The organism is Flagellimonas aurea, assembly GCF_017313785.1.
Taxonomy (GTDB): Bacteria; Bacteroidota; Bacteroidia; order Flavobacteriales; family Flavobacteriaceae; genus Flagellimonas; species Flagellimonas aurea.
Genome location: NZ_JAFLNL010000004.1, coordinates 175,064 through 195,770, shown reverse-complemented (window position 1 = coordinate 195,770; position 20,707 = coordinate 175,064). Strand labels below are relative to the sequence as shown.

At 43.7% G+C, this 20,707-nt stretch carries 18 protein-coding genes; 13 read left to right on the top strand and 5 right to left on the bottom strand.

From position 1 onward, the window contains the following. The first annotated feature begins 38 nt into the window (after positions 1-38). From J0656_RS09135 to J0656_RS09125, 3 genes are all read left to right on the top strand, one after another. Positions 39-1,352 carry a DNA recombination protein RmuC gene (locus J0656_RS09135; RefSeq protein ID WP_207033042.1) on the top strand — a complete coding sequence of 438 codons (1,314 nt, stop codon included), beginning with the start codon at positions 39-41 and terminating at the stop codon, positions 1,350-1,352. Positions 1,353-1,363: 11 nt separating this feature from the next. Next, complete coding sequence (locus J0656_RS09130) at positions 1,364-1,729, top strand: DUF8785 domain-containing protein (protein ID WP_207033041.1); 366 nt, start codon at positions 1,364-1,366, stop codon at positions 1,727-1,729. A gap of 83 nt (positions 1,730-1,812) precedes the next feature. Beyond that, positions 1,813-2,358, top strand: a complete 546-nt coding sequence (locus J0656_RS09125; RefSeq protein WP_207033040.1) for an acyl-CoA thioesterase — start codon at positions 1,813-1,815, stop codon at positions 2,356-2,358. Here J0656_RS09125 and pgl read toward each other — a convergent pair. Beyond that, the gene (gene pgl, locus J0656_RS09120; RefSeq protein ID WP_207033039.1) at positions 2,339-3,064 is read right to left on the bottom strand and encodes a 6-phosphogluconolactonase; all 726 of its coding nucleotides are present in this window, start codon (positions 3,062-3,064) and stop codon (positions 2,339-2,341) included. The genes J0656_RS09125 and pgl overlap by 20 nt on opposite strands. Before the next feature lie 93 nt (positions 3,065-3,157). Next, positions 3,158-4,690: a glucose-6-phosphate dehydrogenase gene (gene zwf, locus J0656_RS09115; protein WP_207033038.1), complete on the bottom strand. Its 1,533-nt coding sequence runs from the start codon at positions 4,688-4,690 to the stop codon at positions 3,158-3,160. Positions 4,691-4,854: 164 nt separating this feature from the next. Here zwf and gndA point away from each other — a divergent pair, with 164 nt between their 5' ends. The 10 genes from gndA (at position 4,855) to J0656_RS09065 (ending at position 14,771) form a co-directional block, all read left to right on the top strand. Continuing rightward, positions 4,855-6,264: an NADP-dependent phosphogluconate dehydrogenase gene (gene gndA / locus J0656_RS09110; protein WP_207033037.1), complete on the top strand. Its 1,410-nt coding sequence runs from the start codon at positions 4,855-4,857 to the stop codon at positions 6,262-6,264. Between the two features lie 17 nt (positions 6,265-6,281). Continuing rightward, positions 6,282-6,797, top strand: coding sequence for a DinB family protein (locus tag J0656_RS09105; protein ID WP_207033036.1), 516 nt, complete (start codon positions 6,282-6,284; stop codon positions 6,795-6,797). Continuing rightward, positions 6,794-7,648: a ChaN family lipoprotein gene (locus J0656_RS09100; protein ID WP_207033034.1), complete on the top strand. Its 855-nt coding sequence runs from the start codon at positions 6,794-6,796 to the stop codon at positions 7,646-7,648. Before J0656_RS09105 ends, J0656_RS09100 begins: the two co-directional genes overlap by 4 nt. 75 nt (positions 7,649-7,723) lie before the next feature. Further along, a complete protein-coding gene (locus J0656_RS09095; protein WP_207033033.1) occupies positions 7,724-9,754 on the top strand; it encodes a S9 family peptidase in 2,031 nt (676 codons plus the stop codon). Between the two features lie 10 nt (positions 9,755-9,764). Next, entirely contained in the window at positions 9,765-10,253 is a 489-nt protein-coding gene (locus J0656_RS09090; protein ID WP_207033032.1) for a YybH family protein, read from the top strand. Positions 10,254-10,283: 30 nt separating this feature from the next. Beyond that, entirely contained in the window at positions 10,284-11,318 is a 1,035-nt protein-coding gene (locus J0656_RS09085; protein WP_207033031.1) for an amidohydrolase family protein, read from the top strand. 29 nt (positions 11,319-11,347) lie between these two features. Then, on the top strand, positions 11,348-11,878 hold the full coding sequence (locus J0656_RS09080; RefSeq protein ID WP_207033030.1) for a YybH family protein: 531 nt from the start codon (positions 11,348-11,350) through the stop codon (positions 11,876-11,878). Between the two features lie 13 nt (positions 11,879-11,891). Next, positions 11,892-12,725, top strand: a complete 834-nt coding sequence (locus tag J0656_RS09075; protein ID WP_207033029.1) for a helix-turn-helix domain-containing protein — start codon at positions 11,892-11,894, stop codon at positions 12,723-12,725. A gap of 11 nt (positions 12,726-12,736) precedes the next feature. Continuing rightward, on the top strand, positions 12,737-13,657 hold the full coding sequence (locus J0656_RS09070) for an amidohydrolase family protein (protein ID WP_207033028.1): 921 nt from the start codon (positions 12,737-12,739) through the stop codon (positions 13,655-13,657). A 16-nt stretch (positions 13,658-13,673) separates the two neighbouring features. After that, positions 13,674-14,771: a serine hydrolase domain-containing protein gene (locus J0656_RS09065; RefSeq protein ID WP_207033027.1), complete on the top strand. Its 1,098-nt coding sequence runs from the start codon at positions 13,674-13,676 to the stop codon at positions 14,769-14,771. Positions 14,772-14,870: 99 nt separating this feature from the next. On the opposite strand, the gene J0656_RS09060 is transcribed toward J0656_RS09065, so the two are convergent. The 3 genes from J0656_RS09060 to J0656_RS09050 are packed head-to-tail and all read right to left on the bottom strand — an operon-like array spanning position 14,871 to position 20,663. After that, positions 14,871-16,298, bottom strand: coding sequence for a TolC family protein (locus J0656_RS09060; protein WP_237688901.1), 1,428 nt, complete (start codon positions 16,296-16,298; stop codon positions 14,871-14,873). After that, positions 16,288-19,560 (bottom strand): efflux RND transporter permease subunit, encoded by a 3,273-nt coding sequence (locus J0656_RS09055; RefSeq protein WP_207033023.1) that lies wholly within the window; start codon positions 19,558-19,560, stop codon positions 16,288-16,290. Before J0656_RS09055 ends, J0656_RS09060 begins: the two co-directional genes overlap by 11 nt. A gap of 20 nt (positions 19,561-19,580) precedes the next feature. After that, on the bottom strand, positions 19,581-20,663 hold the full coding sequence (locus J0656_RS09050; protein ID WP_207033021.1) for an efflux RND transporter periplasmic adaptor subunit: 1,083 nt from the start codon (positions 20,661-20,663) through the stop codon (positions 19,581-19,583). Positions 20,664-20,707 lie beyond the last annotated feature (44 nt).

The window sequence follows — 20,707 nt, the reverse complement described above, 5'->3', positions numbered from 1 at the left end:
TTTATAATCCGTTATCTTTATCCTTCAGAAATTTTTTAATGGGCGCAGAACTTATCTACATCATTATAGGATTCATCATCACATTGGGCATAGGTCTCTTTGTGGGGGTGTACATTCAAAAACTAAAGACCAAGTCAACAGAGAGTGTTTGGGAAAGCAAGGAAATCGAATTTAGAAAAACAGAGTCCTCACTGAAAGAGGAAATAAAAGAGATTCAAAGCAGGAAATCTGAAATTGAAATCGCTCTGGCCAAAGAAGAATCCAAATCGGACAATCTGGAAGAAAAACTCTTGGAGCAAAAACAGGAACTGGAAAAACTTCAAGAGAAATTCACCAAAGAATTTGAAAACATGGCCAATAAGATTCTTGACGAGAAAAGCGAAAAGTTCACAAAGAGCAACAAAGAAAATATCGACAACATACTGGACCCGCTCAATAAAAAAATCAAGGAGTTTGAGGAAAAAGTAGTGAAATCCCAGCAGGAAAATTTTGGTCTGCACGCTGCTTTAAAACAACAATTGTTGGATTTACGCAGTCAAAACCTTAAAATTACTCAAGAGGCGGAGAACTTGACCAAAGCTTTAAAAGGTGATAGCAAAATGCAAGGGAACTGGGGCGAGGTGATTTTGACACGTATTTTAGAGAAATCTGGCCTTACCAAAGACCGTGAATATACACTACAGGACAGTTTTAAGGACGAGGAAGGGAAAAGGTACCAGACCGATGTGCTGATCCATTTACCAGACGGCAAAAAAATGATTGTGGACAGCAAGGTTTCCATTGTTCATTTTGAACGATACGTATCCGATGAAGATGAAAAACAACGGGAAATCTACCTGAAACAACATATAGATTCCATTAAAAGACATATAGAGGAGTTGAGCAAGAAGAACTATCAACTCTTGATTGACGAAAGCCCAGATACGGTCTTTATGTTCATACCAACGGAGCCTGCTTTTGCGATTGCCTCGGCATTTGAGCCCAATTTGTACGAAGATGCATTTGTAAAAGACGTGATCATTGTTACCCCATCTACGCTTTTGGCTGCCTTAAAGTTGGTTGACAATCTCTGGAAAAACGACAAACAAAAGCGATTTGCCATTGAAATTGCCACTGAGGCGGGCAAACTGTACGATTCCTTTACCAATTTAACCGATGAGCTTTTGAAGATCGGCAATCAGATTGGAACAGTACAAAACACCTATCAAAGCACAATGAAAAAGCTAACAGGGCGCGGCAACTTGATCAAACGAGTTGAAAAACTTAAATCCTTGGGAGCCAAGGCCAGTAAGAGCATAGACGATAAATTGCTCAAACGTGCATTGGATGACGATTTTGAAGAACTCAATTAGAAAATACTACCATGAAAAAATTCCTGATCATTTTTATCGCTGCCATTCTAGTTGGTTTTGCAGGGTATTTTGCCTTTATCTATTATGTGCCCTACAGTGAGGGTTATCGTTCTGGGGAACTCATTAAATTCAGTAGAAAAGGGGTTTTGGTCAAGACATGGGAAGGACAGATCAGCCAAGGGCTATCTGGCACCAATGTGTTTTCGTTCTCCGTGGAGGACAGTGAAAAGGAAATTGTGGAGAAAATGAAGGAATTCCAGGGGCAGTACATCAAGGTCACCTACAAAGAGCGCTACGCCACCTTTTTCTGGTTGGGCGACACCAAATATTTTATCACAGAAGTAAAGTCTGAAAAATCACCGATTTTTAGGAATTAGATAACACACCCCTAGTCCCTCTAAAAAGAGGGGAAAACAATTTCCCTCCCAGGAAATAGATATATGAAAAACCCCAACAACATATGAAAAAATTCAAATCATCCCGAGAAAGTAGGGTTTCCATCACCGAACTTATGCTGCCCTCCCACTCCAATTTTGGTGGCAAGGTGCACGGTGGGCACATTCTCAATCTTATGGACCAAATAGCCTTTGCCTGTGCCTCAAAACATTCACAAAGTTATTGTGTGACCGCTTCTGTAAATCGGGTGGACTTTCTAAACCCCATTGAAGTGGGTGAACTGGCCACACTAAAAGCATCCATCAACTATACTGGGAAAACTTCTATGGTTGTAGGCGTACGGGTTGAATCGGAAAATATAACCACAGGAGAGGTAAAACATTGCAATTCCTCCTATTTTACCATGGTGGCCAAAGGAAAGGATGGAAAGAACAAAACAGTTCCAGGGCTTATACTAAAGACCAAGCAGGATATTCGTCGTTTCGCACGAAGCAAGGAGCGTAAGCAATCCGCCTTTAAGCGGGATAGCAAATATGAGTCCAACAACTTTAAAGTAAACGAGTATTTGGAATTTTTACAGGGCGAAAACGTTAAGATGGATTTTGATTAAGTTTTGCTGCTGCCTCCTCATCCAAAAACCACACTAAATTCCCTGATATTGGATTGACCAAGGATGCAGGATAGGCATCGGAACCTTCGGTTTTTTCAATAACCGCTTCCACCTTTTCGGCTTTGGATGCTCCCGTGACCAAAAAAGCCACTTCTTTGGACGTGTTGATGACTTTCCCGTTTATAGAGACCCGTTTTTGTCCTGAATCGGGGTGCGTTGCCACTACGCAATGTTCCTCGGAATCCCACAAATCGATTTCGTGCGGGAAGATGGAGGCTGTATGGCCATCATCGCCCATTCCCAAGATCAACAAATCAAATTGAGGTACATCATCAACCCTGTCCAAATTTATTTCAAGAAGATTGCCATAGCGCATAGCCTCGTTAACGGGGTCTTTTTCACCCAAAATTCTATGGATGTTAGCTTCGGGCACATTAATCTTGGAAAAAAGGTGCTCCACCGTCATTTTATAGTTGCTCTCATCATCCGAAGGCGACACACAACGCTCGTCGCCCCAATAAAAATGTACTTTGCTCCAATCCACTTTATCCGAAAAATCCTCGGCCAACACATCAAAAACGATTTTTGGGGTGCTTCCTCCAGACAATGCCACATGAAAAGCAGCTTTATCTTTCAATTGATCTACAAAATAGCTGGAAAATTGCTCAGCCACCTCTTGTTTATCCTTATATATTTTTAAATCCATTTTGAATTAATTAGTTGTTCTCGACTGCCTGCCTGCCGCAGGCGCTCGAACTGATATATTTTTTCCTGACTCCTGACTCCTGGCTCCTAAATACTAGCAAATCACACAATAACCAGGGTCATCTGCCAAGTTCTCCGAAGGGTTTCTCCAATATCCATCATCCTCAATCAAATCATCTGCGTTTTCAGGACCCCAGGCTCCTGCGGCATAACCGTACATTCGCACATCTTCACCACTGTTCCAGTAGTTCAAAATCGGGTCCACAAATTCCCAAGCAGCCTCCACCTCATCGGCCCGCGCATAGAGGGTGGCATCGCCTTGCATGGCATCCAACAACAAGCGTTCATAGGCTTCCATCACATAGGTTTCGGCCAAGTTGGCATAATAAAAATCCAAATTGGCCCGCTCCACCTTAAAGCCTTGACCGGGAACTTTTACACCAAACTTAATCAAAATACCTTCATCAGGTTGTATGCGGATAATCAATTTATTGTCCATTTCCTGCATTTCGGAACCCTTAAAAATTTGATGGTGCGGTTTTTTAAAGTGAATCACAATTTCCGTTACCTTGGTGGGCATCCGTTTGGCAGTTCTTACATAAAACGGAACCCCGTGCCAGCGCCAATTGTCCACATAAAATTTGATGGCAGCATAGGTCTCCGTGGTAGAATTGGGGTCGACCCCATCCTCTTCGCGATAACCTTTCACCTCTTCGCCATCCACTTTGGATGCAACATATTGTGCTCTAATGGTATTGTCAAAAAGCTCCTTCTCGTCCGTCATAACACGCAACGATTTAAGGGCCTTCACTTTTTCGTTCCTGATTTCTTCCGCATCCGCTCCAATAGGTGGTTCCATCACCACCAACGAAACAATCTGTAGCAAATGGTTTTGGAACATATCCCGTAGGGCCCCGGATTTATCATAATAGCCACCGCGCTTCTCCACCCCAACACTTTCCGCATTGGTCACCTCGACCCGCTGAATGTAATTTCGGTTCCAGAGCGGTTCAAAAATGCTGTTGGAGAATCGGGTCACCAAGAGGTTCTGCACGGTCTCTTTTCCGAGGTAATGATCTATTCGGTAAATCTGATGCTCCTTAAAATATTTGTGCAGTCCTTTGTTTAATTTTTGGGCCGTCTCTAAGCTATAGCCAAATGGTTTTTCCACGATTAAGCGCTTCCATCCATTGTTCTGTGTATTCATCCCCGCATCCGAAAGATTGTGGGAAACCGTCTCGTACAAGGTCGGCGGAGTGGAAAGGTAGTAGATTATGTTTCCCGAGGTATCGTGTTTTTCTTTCAATGCCTCTACCCGTTTTCTCAAAGGGCCATAATCCGTATCGTAGCTGTCGCCCAAATCCTCATAATAGAGCTTATCGGCAAAGCCTTTCACCTTGGAGTCATCCAAATTCTTGGTCTTTTCCTTTAAATACTTGCTTTCATAAACCACCCTGTCACGAAAAGCTTCATCGGAAAGGTTGCTACGGCTAACACCGAGTACCACGAAATTTTCTGGCAGTTGTTTTGCCAAGTATAGATTGAATAAGGAAGGTATAAGTTTTCTAGCAGTCAAATCACCCGATGCCCCAAAAATAACGAGCATCTGATTATCGGTCTTTTTCATAGTTTTTTCGTTTTCTGGCGAGTTTACACTCCTATTGGCACATTGATTTCAATATGACGTCAATATTTTTGAGCATCACGAATATAAGGTTTATTTTAGGTTCGTAATTCAAGAAACATCAACCTTAGTGATGTCTTAACACCTAAGAAGAAGAAAAAATTAGAATGGCAGACACGTATGATTTTGGCCTTGTGGGCCTTGGAGTAATGGGACGTAATTTTATTTTGAATGTTGCCGATAACGGATTTACAGCATTCGGAAATGATTTGGATGAAGAAAAAGTAAGCGCATTGATCAAAGAAGGCGGCAATACTGACAAAGTGAACGCCACTTCCGATGTTAAAACATTTGTAGAGTCGTTGACGACTCCCAGAAAAATCATGTTGCTGGTACCTGCCGGAAAAATAGTGGACAGCGTAATCGAAGGGCTATTGCCGCATTTGGACCAAGGCGATATTATTATTGATGGAGGAAACTCCTTTTATACCGATACGGACCGTCGCGAAGCGTATTTAAAAGAAAAAGGAATCAACTTTTTTGGCGCTGGTGTCTCTGGCGGGGCCGAAGGTGCCCGAAAAGGACCAAGCATTATGCCAGGCGGATCCAAGGAAGCCTACCAACATGTAAAGCCTATTTTTGAAGCTGTTTCGGCCAAATACGAAGGAGAACCCTGCGTGGCGTATTTGGGCCCGAAATCGGCAGGGAACTACGTAAAAATGGTACACAATGGCATCGAATACGGTTTGATGCAGTTGACCTCCGAGATTTACGACCTGCTCAAAAAAGCGGGCGGACTTACCAACAATGAGCTCCACAAAACCTATTCCGACTGGAATGAAGGTCGCCTACAGTCCTTTTTGGTAGAAATCACCTCCGAAATATTTGAACAAAAAGATGAATTGACGGACAACGACCTTGTCGATATGATTTTGGACAAGGCCAAGCAGAAGGGTACTGGAAAATGGACCTCACAAAACGCCATGGATCTCGGCATTCCCGTTCCAACCATTGATATTGCGGTGAGCATGCGGGAAATATCCGCTCTAAAGGATGAACGCATCAAAGCCGACGCGTTGTACGACCGCCCTACCCCAACTGCCGTGGACAAAGATGATTTTACCCAAAAAGCGGAGCAGGCACTCTATTTTGCCTTCATCATCACCTATGCACAAGGTATGCACCAATTGGCCGATGCCTCCAAGGAGTACGGTTACGAACTGGAGCTGGGCGAAATTGCCAAAATATGGCGTGCTGGCTGTATTATCCGAGCCGCGCTATTGGCCGATATTACCGATGCCTACCAAGCTGATAAGGATTTACAGAACCTATTGCTCTCCCCGTCTTTTGTGGAAAAAGTGCAAAGCACGGTGGATGCCGCAAGGGATTTGGTAAGTTATGGGGCGGCGAATGGCATTCCATTGCCAGGATTGTCCAATGCCCTCACCTATTTTGATGCATACACCAGTAGTCGTTTGCCATTGAACTTGATACAGGCACAGCGTGACTACTTTGGGTCGCATACGTACGAGCGTTTGGACCGTGAAGGTATTTTCCATACGGAGTGGGAACGATAAATTAATCAGCAAAGCATATGTCCGGAAAAAGTTGGGTGTTTCTTTTTTTAATCGGATTTGTTCTATCCTGCTCTCAAAAGAAAGAGGACGAGGAATTAAAACGTTTGGTAAAAGCTCAATTACAAAATACGCACACCAATGAGGAATGGTTTGCTCCCACAAGTGTTGCTCTTGAAGGTTTGACATATGAACAAGCCATTTGGAAAGACAGTACAACCAATCATTCCATAGCCGAGTTGATTTCCCACATCGCTTTTTGGAACGAAATGAATTTGAGGTCGTTCAAGGGTTTGGAGATTCCAGACCAAGAGGTTGTAAATGAAGATACTTTTCAAACCCCTACTGAGGAGGAATGGCTCAAAACATTGAAACGATTGGACAGCATACAAAGTGAGTGGGAAGTTTCCGTTGAAAAATCGAACGACATCAAAACAAAAGAGTGGAGCGAGGAAATTATCAACATGAGCGCCCATACAGGTTATCACTTAGGGCAAATAGTCTATTTGAGGAAACATAAAGGCTGGTGGAAATGAAAAAATCGCTCTTCCTATTCACCTTCGTGTTGACATTTTTGACCGCAACAGCTCAAAAACAACCCTATGTAATCTACAACGCCAAAGGAAAAAAGGTCTCCTACAAAAAAATGCTGAATACTTTGGAGAAAAAGGATATGGTGCTGTTCGGGGAGCTGCACAATAATCCCATTGCGCATTGGCTACAATACGAGCTTACAGTCGACCTTCATAGCCAAAGACAGCTTATTCTGGGCGCTGAAATGATAGAAGCAGACAACCAAGACGAACTCAACGATTATTTATCGGGCAAAATAGACTACAAGGCTTTGGATTCCACCGCTAGGATATGGAACAACCACAAGACCGATTATGCCCCTTTGGTGGACTTTGCGAAGGATAGCAGTTTGGTTTTTGTGGCATCCAACGTGCCAAGACGCTATGCCAGTTTGGTCTATAAAGGTGGGGGGTTCCAAGCACTGGACACCTTGTCACAAGAAGAAAAAAGATGGATTGCCCCCTTGCCCATAACCTACGACCCCGAATTACCTGGGTATCGCAACATGCTCAAAATGATGGGGGAACATGCAACACCTTCACTTGCAATGGCACAAGCATTGAAAGACGCCACCATGGCCCATTTTATTCTTGAAACCTATAAAGAGGGAGCCCTGTTCCTGCATTATAATGGAGCATACCATTCCAACAACTATGAGGGTATCCTGTGGTATCTAAAATTACAACGGCCCAATTTGGAATACGCTACCTTGTCCACGGTAACGCAGGAAGACGTACACACCTTAGAGCAGGAAAACCAGAATATCGCCGATTTCATTATTTGTGTGGACCAAGACATGACCACTACCTATTAATTCACCTACTTTTTCATCGGGATGTCCCAGCATGGGATAATTTGCTTATTTTTAGGAAACTAAATAACCAACCTCATGAAAAAATTACGCATCACTTTGCTGCTTCTTGTGGCCATAAACCCTTTAGTCTTTGGTCAAGTACAGTCCAATCTGGAGCTTTTGGACATCTTCAATATGGAATATGTCTCGGACCCCCAGATTTCTCCTGATGGCTCAAAAATCATCTACGTACGGAACTTTAAGGATGTGATGACGGACCGAAACCTTTCCAACTTATGGATCATCAATTTTGATGGTTCCAACAACCGTCCGTTGACCACGGGCAATCAGAATGATTTTGCCCCAAAATGGTCGCACGATGGCAAAAAGATAGTTTTCAAGTCCAACATGGCGGACGATAAAATGAAACTCTACCTGATGTGGTTGGATACCAAGGAAACGATGGCCCTGACCAACACACCACAATCGCCAGGTTCCGTTTCTTGGTCGCATGACGATACACATGTGGCCTTCAACATGTTTGTGCCCGAAGCCAATAAATCCATCATAAAAATGCCTGGCAAGCCCGAAGGTGCCAAATGGAACGAACCGCCCAAATACATTGATAAAATGAACTATCGCGGCGATGGTGCAGGATACTACAAAGGAGGCAATTCACAGTTGTTCACTTTGCCAATAAGCGGAGGCACCCCAAAGCAGCTCACTTTTTCCGAGTTTGATCATGGCGGGCCAATTTGGGCAACCGACAACGCCCATTTATATTTTAGTGCCAACTTCCACAAGGATGAAGAATTTGAACCTGCAGATAGTGAAATCTACTCGATTAATGTAAATACTGGGGAAACCAATCCGCTTACCGACCGCTATGGTCCAGACTCCAACCCTATCCTGTCTCCTGACGGCTCCAAAATAGCTTATTTGGGTTACGATGACCGTTTGCAAGGTTACCAGCTCACCCAATTGTATGTGATGAATGCCGATGGTTCCGATTCCCAGCTGATTTCTGGGGATTTTGATAGAGATGTAGAGGATATGGCTTGGAACAGTAAGGGCAATGGACTTCATTTTATATATACCGATAAAGGGATGGGCAAGTTGGCCTCCATAGAGCTATCGGGAAAAGTGAGCGATATTACGTACGGATTGGGAGGTCTATCCTTGGGAAGGCCCTATAATGCTGCAAGTTTCTCCGCATCCACCAATAACAAGTTTGCCTATACCTTAGGTGATACAAGTCATCCTTCGGATTTGGGTGTGGCAGACACCAAAAGTTCAAAACGTTTGACTGCAGTGAACGATGATTTGTTCTCTTTCAAAAAATTGGGCAAAGTCGAAGAAATGTGGTGGGAGTCCTCCTATGATCAGCGTAAAATACAGGGTTGGGTGGTAACGCCCCCAGATTTTGATCCATCCAAAAAATATCCGATGATTTTAGAAATTCACGGTGGTCCCTTTACAAGCTACGGTGCGGTCTATTCGGCTGAAATCCAAGCATACGCAGCTGAGGGTTATGTGGTACTTTATACCAATCCCCGCGGAAGTACCAGCTATGGTGAGGAATTTGGAAACCTGATACATCATGACTATCCCAACCACGATTACGAAGATTTGATGTCGGGCGTAGACGCCCTTTTGGAGAAAGGCTACGTGGACGAAGACAACCTGTTTGTAACTGGAGGTTCAGGTGGTGGTGTACTCACCGCTTGGATTGTTGGGAAAACAGATAGATTTAAGGCTGCGGTGGTCGCCAAACCTGTCATCAACTGGACCAGTTTTGTGCTCTATGCCGATGGAGTTCAATTTTTCTCCAAATATTGGTTCGGAAAAAAGCCTTGGGAAGACCCAGAAAACTATATGAGACGCTCCCCCCTTACTTACGTGGGCAATGCGACCACCCCGACCATGCTATTAACAGGTGAAGAAGATTACCGAACCCCCATTGCCGAATCGGAACAGTTTTATGCGGCGTTAAAATTGGAGAACGTGGAAACGGCCATGGTCCGTATTCCAGGTGCTTCGCACGGTATTGCCAACAAACCGAGTAATTTGATTGCCAAAATAGCTGCCGTGTTGGCATGGTTTGAGAAGTACAAAGAGGGAGAGTAAATAAACACCCATGAAAAAATCAATAGTTCTTTTATTCCTATGCGCAACGATTTCTTGTGGAGAAAAACAGAACAAGGTCGTTGTTGAGCCCGCACAGACCCTCGAAATTGATGTGAAAGCAGAGTTGGCGAAAATCGAGCAGGTTCGAAAATCATTCGAACAAACAGTAAAGGAAAAACGGTACGGAGATCTGGGAAAGTTCACAACGGATGATATGATTTCCATTGGCCCAGGGAGCGAAGACTGGATTGCCTATCGGAAGCTAAGGGAAGAACATGGAAACAAATTCCGTTACGACAGTATAAAAATGAACCCCAAGGAAACCGTGATATTATCGGATACCATGGCCTACGATTTTGGGGTAAGTTCTGTTTATTATACCGATGTGAATGGAATTGTCCACGAAATGGAGGACACTTTTTTGGTGATCATGAAAAAAGATAAAAATGGCGAATGGAAGTTGTTCAGGGAGCTTGCATCGTCGTTGGTCATAGAATAATTTAACCCCCTGTTTACAAACATTCTGACAATGAAAGTATCTGTGAAAAACAACCTGTTTCTTGCAGTTTGTATTTGTTTTTTAGGATGTTCCCCCAGTACAAACAAAAAGAGCGAATCAAGTGAACAAAAAGCCTACCAAGGCCCAATAATCGACATGCACCTCCATGCATTGGAGGAAAATGAACTGTCGCCAGAACCTATGGCGATGTGCACTCCCCTATCCACCATTGTTCAACATTTTGACCCCCAGAATGATTTTGGGGATGTGTTTTGGGGCAAAGCGGCAAATCCCGATTGCGAAAACCCCTATTGGTCTCCCGTTACCTATGAGGAGTATGTGGAAAGGCTGAGCAATCAGGTCGAAAAATATAAGATTACGGCCATAACAAGCGGTAGCCTTCCCGCAACCAAAAAATTGATGGGTCATTTTCCCGATCAGTTTATCCGAGGAATCCAATTTCGAATCAATCGGGACAATATTCCCGTGGACAGCTTGCAATCGTTGGTAGAAACTGAAGGACTGAAAGTATTGGGCGAAATCAGCAATCAATATGGTGGTATTGCACCCAACGACCCAAAAATGTTTCCTTATTATGCATTGGCAGAAGAGATGGATGTTCCCGTTTTGCTTCACATGGGAAGTGGTCTTCCAGGGACGCCTTTATTTCTGAATCCAGAATACCAAGTTGCCCATTCCAACCCATTGCTTCTGGAAGAAGTGCTGAAAAGCTATCCTAAAATGCGAATATCCATAGCGCATTATGGTGAACCGTTCATTGACGAACTTATTGCCATGATGTACCATTACCCTCAAATTTATGTAGACTTGGGAGGCATACAATGGTGCTACCCCAGAGAATATTTTTACCAAAGCCATTTAAAAAAGTTGGTGGATGCTGGGTTTGGCAAACGCATCATGTTCGGGTCGGATATGATTATTTGGCCAGAATTGATAGAAGAATCCATCGCGATTATAAATGATGCCGATTTTCTGACGTACGAACAGAAAGCGGATATCTTTTACAACAACGCAGCCAGATTTTTAAGGCTGCCCAAGGATTGAATATCAAATAACCCATTAACTATATCATTATGAAACATCAATTCGTATTTGGCATTACCACATTACTGATGATTGTTTTTGCCGCCAGTTGTGAGCAACCCACCCCTGAACCAATGTCGGGAAAAGCATATTCATCTGAAATTCAAAAAATCATTGAAGAAAAGAATGAGAAAATCGAAGGATTTTATGCCTCGGGCATGATCGACTCAGCAGCCGTACATTTCGCCGACAACAGTATCCAGTTTATGCCCAACCAACCTGCTGTTATCGGGGTCGAGAACTATAAAGCCGCTTGGAAACAGCACATTCAATTTGGAACATGGGAATTCGACCTTAACACGCAAGAAGTGAAGGCCAGTGGAGATTTGGCCATGGAATACGGAAAATATACCATGACCTTTACGCCAAACGAAACCTCTCCTATCCCCGCTATGGAAGACGAAGGCAATTATTTGGTGCTTTGGGAAAAATTGGACGGGGAATGGAAAGTGGTCTGGGACGCTCCCGTCACCGAATTACCGATGCCTACTCAGACCCTAGATACCACCATGGTAGAGTAACGTATAATCCAATATGATCCAACAACTCCACATACCCAAAAACCCAGCGCTTTCACAGGTCGTAAAGTTTATGAGCTATGTGGAGTTGACTCATGAAGATATGGTAGAGGGACATACGGCCATCTTCCCCAATGCCACTACAAACATCCTGTTTTCGTTGGATGAGCAGATACTTGTAAACAAAACCTCATCGGCCCATTCCATTTATACCTCCTGCAGCTCCACGGTGTTCTTTAAACCATATGCTGGAATGAAGTTCATGACCATTCAATTTAGTAGCTACGGCCTTTCCTATTTAAAAAAAATACCCGCTTTTGAGTTACTGGACACGTTGAGCGAGTTGGATATCATTTTTCCTGCAAGCGAGATTAAAAGAGTCTCCAATCAACTTAGAGAATGCAAATCCATTGGAGAGAAGTTTTCCTTGCTGGAAATATTCATCAGCAAAAAAATGGGATTTCCCGAAGTTGACCCCAGGCTCCCCTACGCACTGCAACTTTTGAATTCGGAAAACTCCATCTCCATTGATACGTTGAGTCAGTCCCTTTGTATTTCCAATCGAGGACTGCAAAAGTTGTTCAAAAAACATATCGGAATGAGTCCTGCATATTACCGAAAGATCATTCGCTTCAACAAGGCCGCTCAATTGCTTTCAAGCGATTCGAATAGCTCTTTGACCGAGATTTCCTATGCATGCGGTTATTTTGACCAGGCACATTTCATTAAAGATTTTAGGGAATTTGGCGGAATTTCCCCTTCCGAGTTCTTACGTTTCAAATCAAAGAGTTCGGATTTTTACAATTACATAATTTCTGAATTGGATACCTTGGTTGCACTCAACGACTAGTTCATCAAATCATGAAGAAAATTTTAATCGGGTTGGTACTATTCTTCTTTTGGGGAACCCTGCACTCCCAAAAATACACAGGCCCCATAATAGATATGCACCTGCACGCCTACAATCAAGAATTAGGCGGTATGATGTTCGGTATGGACCATCCAAATCCATTGAAAAATGAAATGTACAAGGGCGTGAAAACACCCGAACAGCTAAAGATGGAAACCTTTAAAAAAATGGATGAGCACAACATTGTGCTGGCGCTGACCTCCGATGGGCAATTATGGAAACAGGACGATCCAGAACGTATTCTGGTAAGTGGACGAAATATGCCTCTTGAACAGTTGAAAACGATGGCCGAAAAAGGGGAATTGGTAGCCATTGGTGAACTAAATCCGTTTTACGGCGGTGTTACCGCAGATGATGCCTCACTTGAACCCTTGTTCGATTTGGCCGAAAAAGCGAATCTGCCCGTAGGCTTCCATATTATGCCAGGAGGACCTCCTGGAGGACTTTATCATTTGGGAATGAGTGAAATCAGGGTGAAAAATGCCAACCCAAAACAGTTAGAGGACGTATTGGTTGCCCATCCGAACCTCAAGGTTTATGTAATGCACGGTGGATGGCCCTATTTGGAGGATATGAAAGCCATGCTTTACATGCATCCGCAATTGTATTTGGATGTGGCCGCGATTGACTGGGTATTGCCCAAAGCGGAGTTCCATAACTTCATTAAAGGTTTGGTGGATTCAGGTTTCGGTAACAGAATCATGTTTGGTACCGATCAAATGGTTTGGCCCGAGACCATCGATATTGCGGTGGACGCCATCAATTCCGCAGAATTTCTGACACTGGAACAAAAAGAGGATATTTTTTATGACAATGCCGCTGAGTTTTTGGGACTGTCCCAAACACAAATCGACAATCACAAGAACCCATAAATCATTAAACTTGAAGATGAGAGTCAACTATTTCATATGTGTTTATTGTCTTTTTATCGTGTCCGTAAGTTTTGGTCAACTTACCAAAGAGGATGCGCCCAAAATCGAGGCCTTTGCCAAACAACTTTTTGATGAAGGAAAAACACACGGTGCGCTATTGGTCGCCGAGGGGGAAACCGTTATTTACGAGGGAGCATTCGGATTGGCAGACCGTAGCCTGAACATTCCCAACTCCCCTAAAATGCGATTCTGGGATGCAAGCGTGGGCAAAATGTTTACGGCCGTATTGATCTTACAACTGCTCGAAGAAGAAAAAATGTCTTTGAGAGACCCAATCTCCAAACACCTTCCATGGTTCAAGCATAACATGGCCGATAAAATTACCATACATGATCTATTGAGCCATCGTTCAGGGTTCTCGAGTCAAGTTTATGAGGAAAGAGCGAAAGCGGAGCACGACCAAAAAAGCCAAAGGAGTATTCTGGAGCAAAAAATTGCAAAAACAGCGTTGGCCTTCGAGCCTGGGACAGCTTTTTTATACAGCAATACAGGATATGTGCTTCTTTCTGAAATTATAATGGCTCATTTGGGGGATGATTACAATGCCATTTTACAGGAAAAAATCTTTAAGCCCCTGCATATGTCGGACACATATTGGTCCGCTCCGATTTATGGGCCAAGCATGCCCGTTTATTATCTTGAAACAGGCGAGCCACTGCTACCTGCAAAAGAACTTGATTTTACAGGTCCTGGTGGGGAAAAAACCACCTTGCAGGACTTACACAAATTTATGATGGCCGTAGGAACGGATAAATTGATTTCAAAACAGTCTTGGGCTCTCGCATTTCAGCCCCATTCTCTGCCCGAAGAAGCTAAAAGCGGATGGGGGCCTCACCAAAGTCCATACGGCTATGGTTTTAGCCTGATCGATTTCCCGTATATGGAAAATCAGTTTGCTGCAACGGTCAGTCATGGTGGCGCTGCGGCTGGAACCTCCAGTTATGCACTTCGTTTTATTGACAACGAACGTATTGTCGTCCTTTGGAACAATGAATTTAAAAATCCAGTGTTGTTCGAGCTTTATCAAGCCCTGAACGATATAGCTACGAAATAAACCATCAAAAAATCAGAAGCCCGATTTACAATTGTAAACCGGGCTTCCTTTTGGGTAAATCAATAGCCAAGACAGCAGGTAAAGCTATCGATTTGGGACTTAATTCCAGCCGCCGCCCAAGGCGCGGTACATATTTACCTGGGCCAACAACTGGTCTTTTTTGGTTTCCACCAATTCCATTCGAGATTCCAAGGCCTCACGCTGTGCCAGAAGCACTTCGATATATTCCACCCTTGCAGATTGGAACAAACGTGTAGAGAGGTCTATGGATTCCGTTAAAGCTTGTACCTGACCTTCTTTTAGATCATAGCTCTTTTTAAGGTTGTCGATGTTGGACAATTGGTTGGCCACTTCTATGTAAGCGTTCAAAATGGCCTTTTCATACTCATAAACCGCTTGTAACTGTCGAGCAGTAGCGTTCTTATACTGTGCCTTTATTGCATTTCTGTTGATCAAGGGAGCTACCATATCACCAATGGCCGAATACAATACGGATTCGGGCGTAGTGGTCAAATATTTGGTATCAAAAGCTTCCAACCCCAACCCTGCCTTAATGGTAAATTGCGGATAGAAATTGGCTTTGGCAGCTTTTGTATCCAACTTGGCCGCTGCCAATTCAAACTCAGCACTACGTACATCGGGACGATTCTGCAACAATTGGGAAGGTATTCCGGCATAAATGGTATCGATCGGTGCATCGATAAAATTATCGGATGCCCGCTGGATATGCTGCGGTGAACGACCAATCAAAAAATTCAATCGGTTCTCCACTTCCACAATTTCCTGCTGAATCTCATACTTATGGCTTTGGTTTTTCATCACCTCTGCCTGAAAACGCTTCACTGCCAATTCCGTGGCACGAGCGGCCTGCTTTTGCAATTTTACCATACGCAATGCATTCTGCTGAATCTCTAGGTTTTGGTCAATTATCGCCATTTGATTGTCCAATGCCATCAATTCATAATATGAATCAGCGATTTCCGCAACGAGATTGGTCACCATAAAATTCCTGCCTTCAACACTGGATAAATATTCATATACAGCTGCTTTCTTCTCATTACGGAGCTTCTTCCAGACATCGAGTTCCCATGTGGCGAAGGCCCCGACCATATAATTGGTCAGGGGTTCGGGGAACTCTTCGCCTTCCTTCACCTCAAGGTTTTTCTCCACGGCTCCATTTCGGGTGTACTCCCCTACTTTCTCAACTTCGGCACCAGCTTGAAGGTTGACGAAGGGCAAATACTCACCTTTCTTGGCCTGAATTCTGTTCTTCGCCATATCGACCTGTTGCAGCATAATATTCAACTCTTGGTTTTTCACCAAGGCCGAATCTATCAAAGCAACAAGGTTTGGGTCTTTAAAGAAAGACCTCCATTCTACCAAACCGGTATTCGTGGTGTCTGAATATTGATTTTGATAGGACTCCGGGACAGATACGTTCTCGTCCCTTATCTCGCGAGTGGGTACACAGGAATATAGGCCCACCATCATAATAATTCCAACTAAAAGTGATTTGCTATGCTTCATCTTGGTTGCCTTTTTTATTCTTATTTCCATTTTTTGGAGTCGTCATTTTTTTCAAACGTTTATTCATCAGACGCAGGCGTGCCTTAAGTCGGAACACCGTATCGTTCCTATGGAAAAACTCTTCGGACATGGGTTCGTCGTGTTGATCCTTGATTAAACTCTTGCCATCGGCCATTTTTGCAAAAACGTAATATAGACCAGGAATCAACAAAACACCGAAAAGCGTACCCACTATCATACCTCCCATTGCAGAACCACCAATAGTCTTATTTCCTATGGCACCTGCTCCTGTTGCAATTACCAAGGGTATCAACCCGGCAATAAATGCAAAGGATGTCATCAAAATTGGACGGAAACGCTGTCTGGCACCTTCAATGGCGGCATCGAGTATGGTAGAACCTTCGCGACGCTTTTGTACGGCAAACTCTACGATCAATACGGCATTTTTACCCAGCAATCCCACCAACATGATAATTCCGATCTGGGCATATACATCATTGGCCAACCCCATCGCCTTCAAGAGGAAAAAGGAACCAAAAATACCGACGGGAAGCGACAGGATAACCGCTAAAGGCAACAAGAAACTTTCGTACTGTGCGGCCAAAACGAGGTACACGAAGATGAGTACGACTATAAAAATGTATAGCGATTCATTTCCACGCTGTGCTTCGTCATACGATAGTCCCTCCCAAGCGATATCATATCCTCTTGGCAAGGTTTGTTCGGCAACTTCCTCGATGGCCTTAATGGCATCGCCACTGGTAAACCCAGAGGCCGGTAAACCACGAATGGCAGCAGAATTGTACAAGTTGTACCTTGTGATCTCATTGGGGCCCAATCGTTTTTCCATAGTCATGAATGCGGAATAGGGCACCATCTCACCTTCTTCATTTTTCACAAAAAGTTTTGCAAGATCAGATGGAAGTGCTCGGTATTCGGGAGCTGCTTGTGTGTACACTTTAAAAAACCTTCCGAATCGGATAAAGCCCTGTTCGTAGGTACTTCCGATGAGAATATTCAAGTTTTCCATAGCCTTACCTATGGAGACCCCTTTCTGCATGGCAGCCTTGTTGTCGATTTTTAGCTCGTACTGCGGATAGTTGGCAGCGTAGAACGTAAACAATCCCTTTAACTCTTTGCGTTCACGCAAAGCATCCATAAAATCGTTGTTGATGCGCTCAAATTCATGATAATCCGTTCCGTCCGTTTTATCCAACAATCGCATGGAAAAACCACCCGAAGACCCGAACCCGGGCACAGCTGGCGGCTCAAAATATTCGATGACCGCGCCAAGGTCTTTGGTCTCTTCCTCCAATTCTTCCATAATCTCGTGAACGGAATGTTCCCGTTGCGACCATGGTTTTAGGTTGATGAGACAAGTTCCCGCATTGGAACCGCGACCTTCGGTCATTATCTCGTAACCTGCCAAGGAGGAAACGGATTCCACACCTTCGGTCTCTTCACAGATTGCTTGAAGCTTTCTGGCGACATCGTTGGTCCTTTCCAACGTAGCACCCGGAGGCGTTTGGATAATCGCATAGATCATTCCTTGATCTTCATTGGGGATAAATCCTGCTGGAAGCGTTTGATTGGTAAAGAATATACCTGCACAAAAAGCTATCAAAACGCCAAAGGTGACAACCCGTCTGTTTACGATTTTGGTCAGTACACCGATGTATCTTCCAGTAAGTTTTTCGAACCTCCTATTGAACCAATCTATAAATCGATTAATGGGTGATTTACGTCTCGGTTTACCATGATTATTTTTCAGCATCATGGCGCAGAGCACAGGTGTCAAGGTAAGTGCTACCACAGCGGAAATGATGATCGACCCGGCCATGGTGATTGAAAACTGTCTATAAAATACACCTACAGGTCCTGTCATAAAGGAAATGGGTATAAATACGGACACCATCACCATGGTAATGGCGATAATTGCTCCACCTATTTCTCCCAAAACCTCATAAGAGGCCTTGTAGGGCGTCAGGTTTTCTTTTTCCATCTTCATGTGAACGGCCTCTACCACCACAATTGCATCATCCACCACAATACCGATGGCCAAAACCAGGGCAAACAGGGTAATCAGGTTAATGGACAATCCAAAGAGTTGCATCACAAAGAATGCCCCAATAAGGGATACGGGCACGGCAATGATTGGAATCAAAGTAGAACGCCAATCACCCAAGAAGAGGAACACTACCACGGCAACCAGAATAAAGGCATCCCTTAGGGTATGCAACACTTGATCTATGGATGCATCAAGGAAATTGGAAACGTCATAACTTATTTTGTAATCAATCCCAGGCGGCATTTCCTCTTCAAGCTCTACAAGTTTTTCCTTTACGGCATCGATCACATCACTACCATTACTGCCAAATGTTTGCTTTAAAACTATGGAAGCGGAGGGATCTCCATCCAAGTTGGAATAAATATCGAAGAACTCACTTCCGAGTTCCACATCCGCAACATCACCAAGTTTCAGCATTTCTCCCTCATCATTGGCTTTAATGATGATGTCCTTGTACTGCTCGGGTTCGTTGTACCTATCTTGATAGACCAGAACATATTCCAGCGATTGTGCCCTTTTTCCGGAACTTCGTCCCAAACGTCCAGGACGGGCCAAAATACTCTGCTCTTCCATTGCGGTAAGGATTTCCTCCGCTGAAACATCGTAAGCACGCATTCGGTCCGGCTTTAACCAAACCCGCATGGCAAACTTTCGGCTACCCAAAATTTGGGCGCTTGCTATACCATTGATCCGCTGTATTTCTGGAATTATCTTGGTATAAGCATAATTGTAGAGAAACTTCTCATCATTGTCATCGGCATCGCTGTACAGGTTAACGTACATGAGCATACTTGGTTGAACAGGAGTTATAATGACCCCTTCACGTTGTACAAGTTCGGGTAATAATGGCATTACTTGGTCTACCCGTGTCTTAACCCTAACAACTGCTTGATTGGGGTCGGTACCCGGTTCAAAAATGACCCGTAAAGTTCCTTCACCAGCACTTGTGGCGTCGGAAGCAATATATCGCATACCCTGTACCCCATTTATTGAGGTTTCCAGAGGAATAAGGGTAGACTTCACCAGCACATCGGCGCTGGAACCCGGGTAAGCTATAAAAATATTGACCGTGGTCGGTGCAATTTGCGGAAACTGCGATATGGGCAGTTGTTTTATGGCCAACAGTCCCGTAAATACAATTATGACCGAAATCACAATAGCCAATACAGGTCTGTGTATGAATTTTTTAAACATTGTAAAAGATTATGGGATTGTTACTCAGAATACAAATCAAGGTGCGACAGCACGGATTCGGGCTTTTCAAATTCGTAATGAATTTTTTCGCCGTTCCTCACCATTCGGATACCTTCCAAAAGGACTTTATCCTTTACTGAAAGACCTTTTTCTACTACAAACAAGTGTTGAAGCTCCGCACCAACGGTAATTTCTCTTTGTTGTACAGTATCGTTTTCATCTATTACGAAAACAAATTTCTTGTCCAACACTTCGAACGTTGCCTTTTGCGGTATGAGCATTGCCCCATCCAATGGAACCCTCATTAAAATACTACCTGTTTCACCATGCCTTAAAATTCCATCGGGATTGGAAAATGTAGCCCTAAAGGCAATGTTTCCCGTTTCGTGGTTGAACTCTCCCTCAATGGTCTCGACCACCCCAGGCTGATTGAACTTTTTGTTGTTGGCCATTAAAAGTTCCACCTGTTGTTTCTCGTTCTTTTTGGCACTGGTAATATAATCCAGGTACTCTGCTTCGGGCACATTGAAATACACCCACATTTTAGAATTATCGGATAGTTTGGTCAATAATTCTCCTTCGTCCAGAAGACTGCCTTCCCTTACTTCAAGGTGGTCCATTATACCGTCAAATGGAGCGCGGATATCCGTAAACCCCAAATGGGTCTCGGCCAGACTCACTTCGGCCTTTGCTTTATCAAACTCTGCTTTGGCCATGGCAAGTTCGTTGGCAGATACCACATCGCCATCTGCCAACAGTTTGGTATTCTTATATTCAATTTCGGCGACCTCGGCCTCGGCTTTGGCTTTTTGTAAATCGGCCTGGTACACATTGGGCATAATATAAAACATGCGTTGGCCTTTTTTCACGTGTTGGCCTTCATCTACATAAATGTGTTGCAGGTAACCCTTTTCCAAGGCCCTTAGCTCTATGTGCCTAACGGAATGGATTTGACATACATAATCTTTGGTAATTGAGGTGTCCATTTGTATTGGACTGGACACGAGATATTTGGTTTCTTCCTTGTTTTCGTGTTGTTTGGATTCGCAGCTCACATAGCATACCGCTACAAGCAAGCCGATGAAGATTGAAAATCTCCTCATAGTTTTACTGTTTAAAAAAATGTTTAGAAAATGGTCAAGGGAGG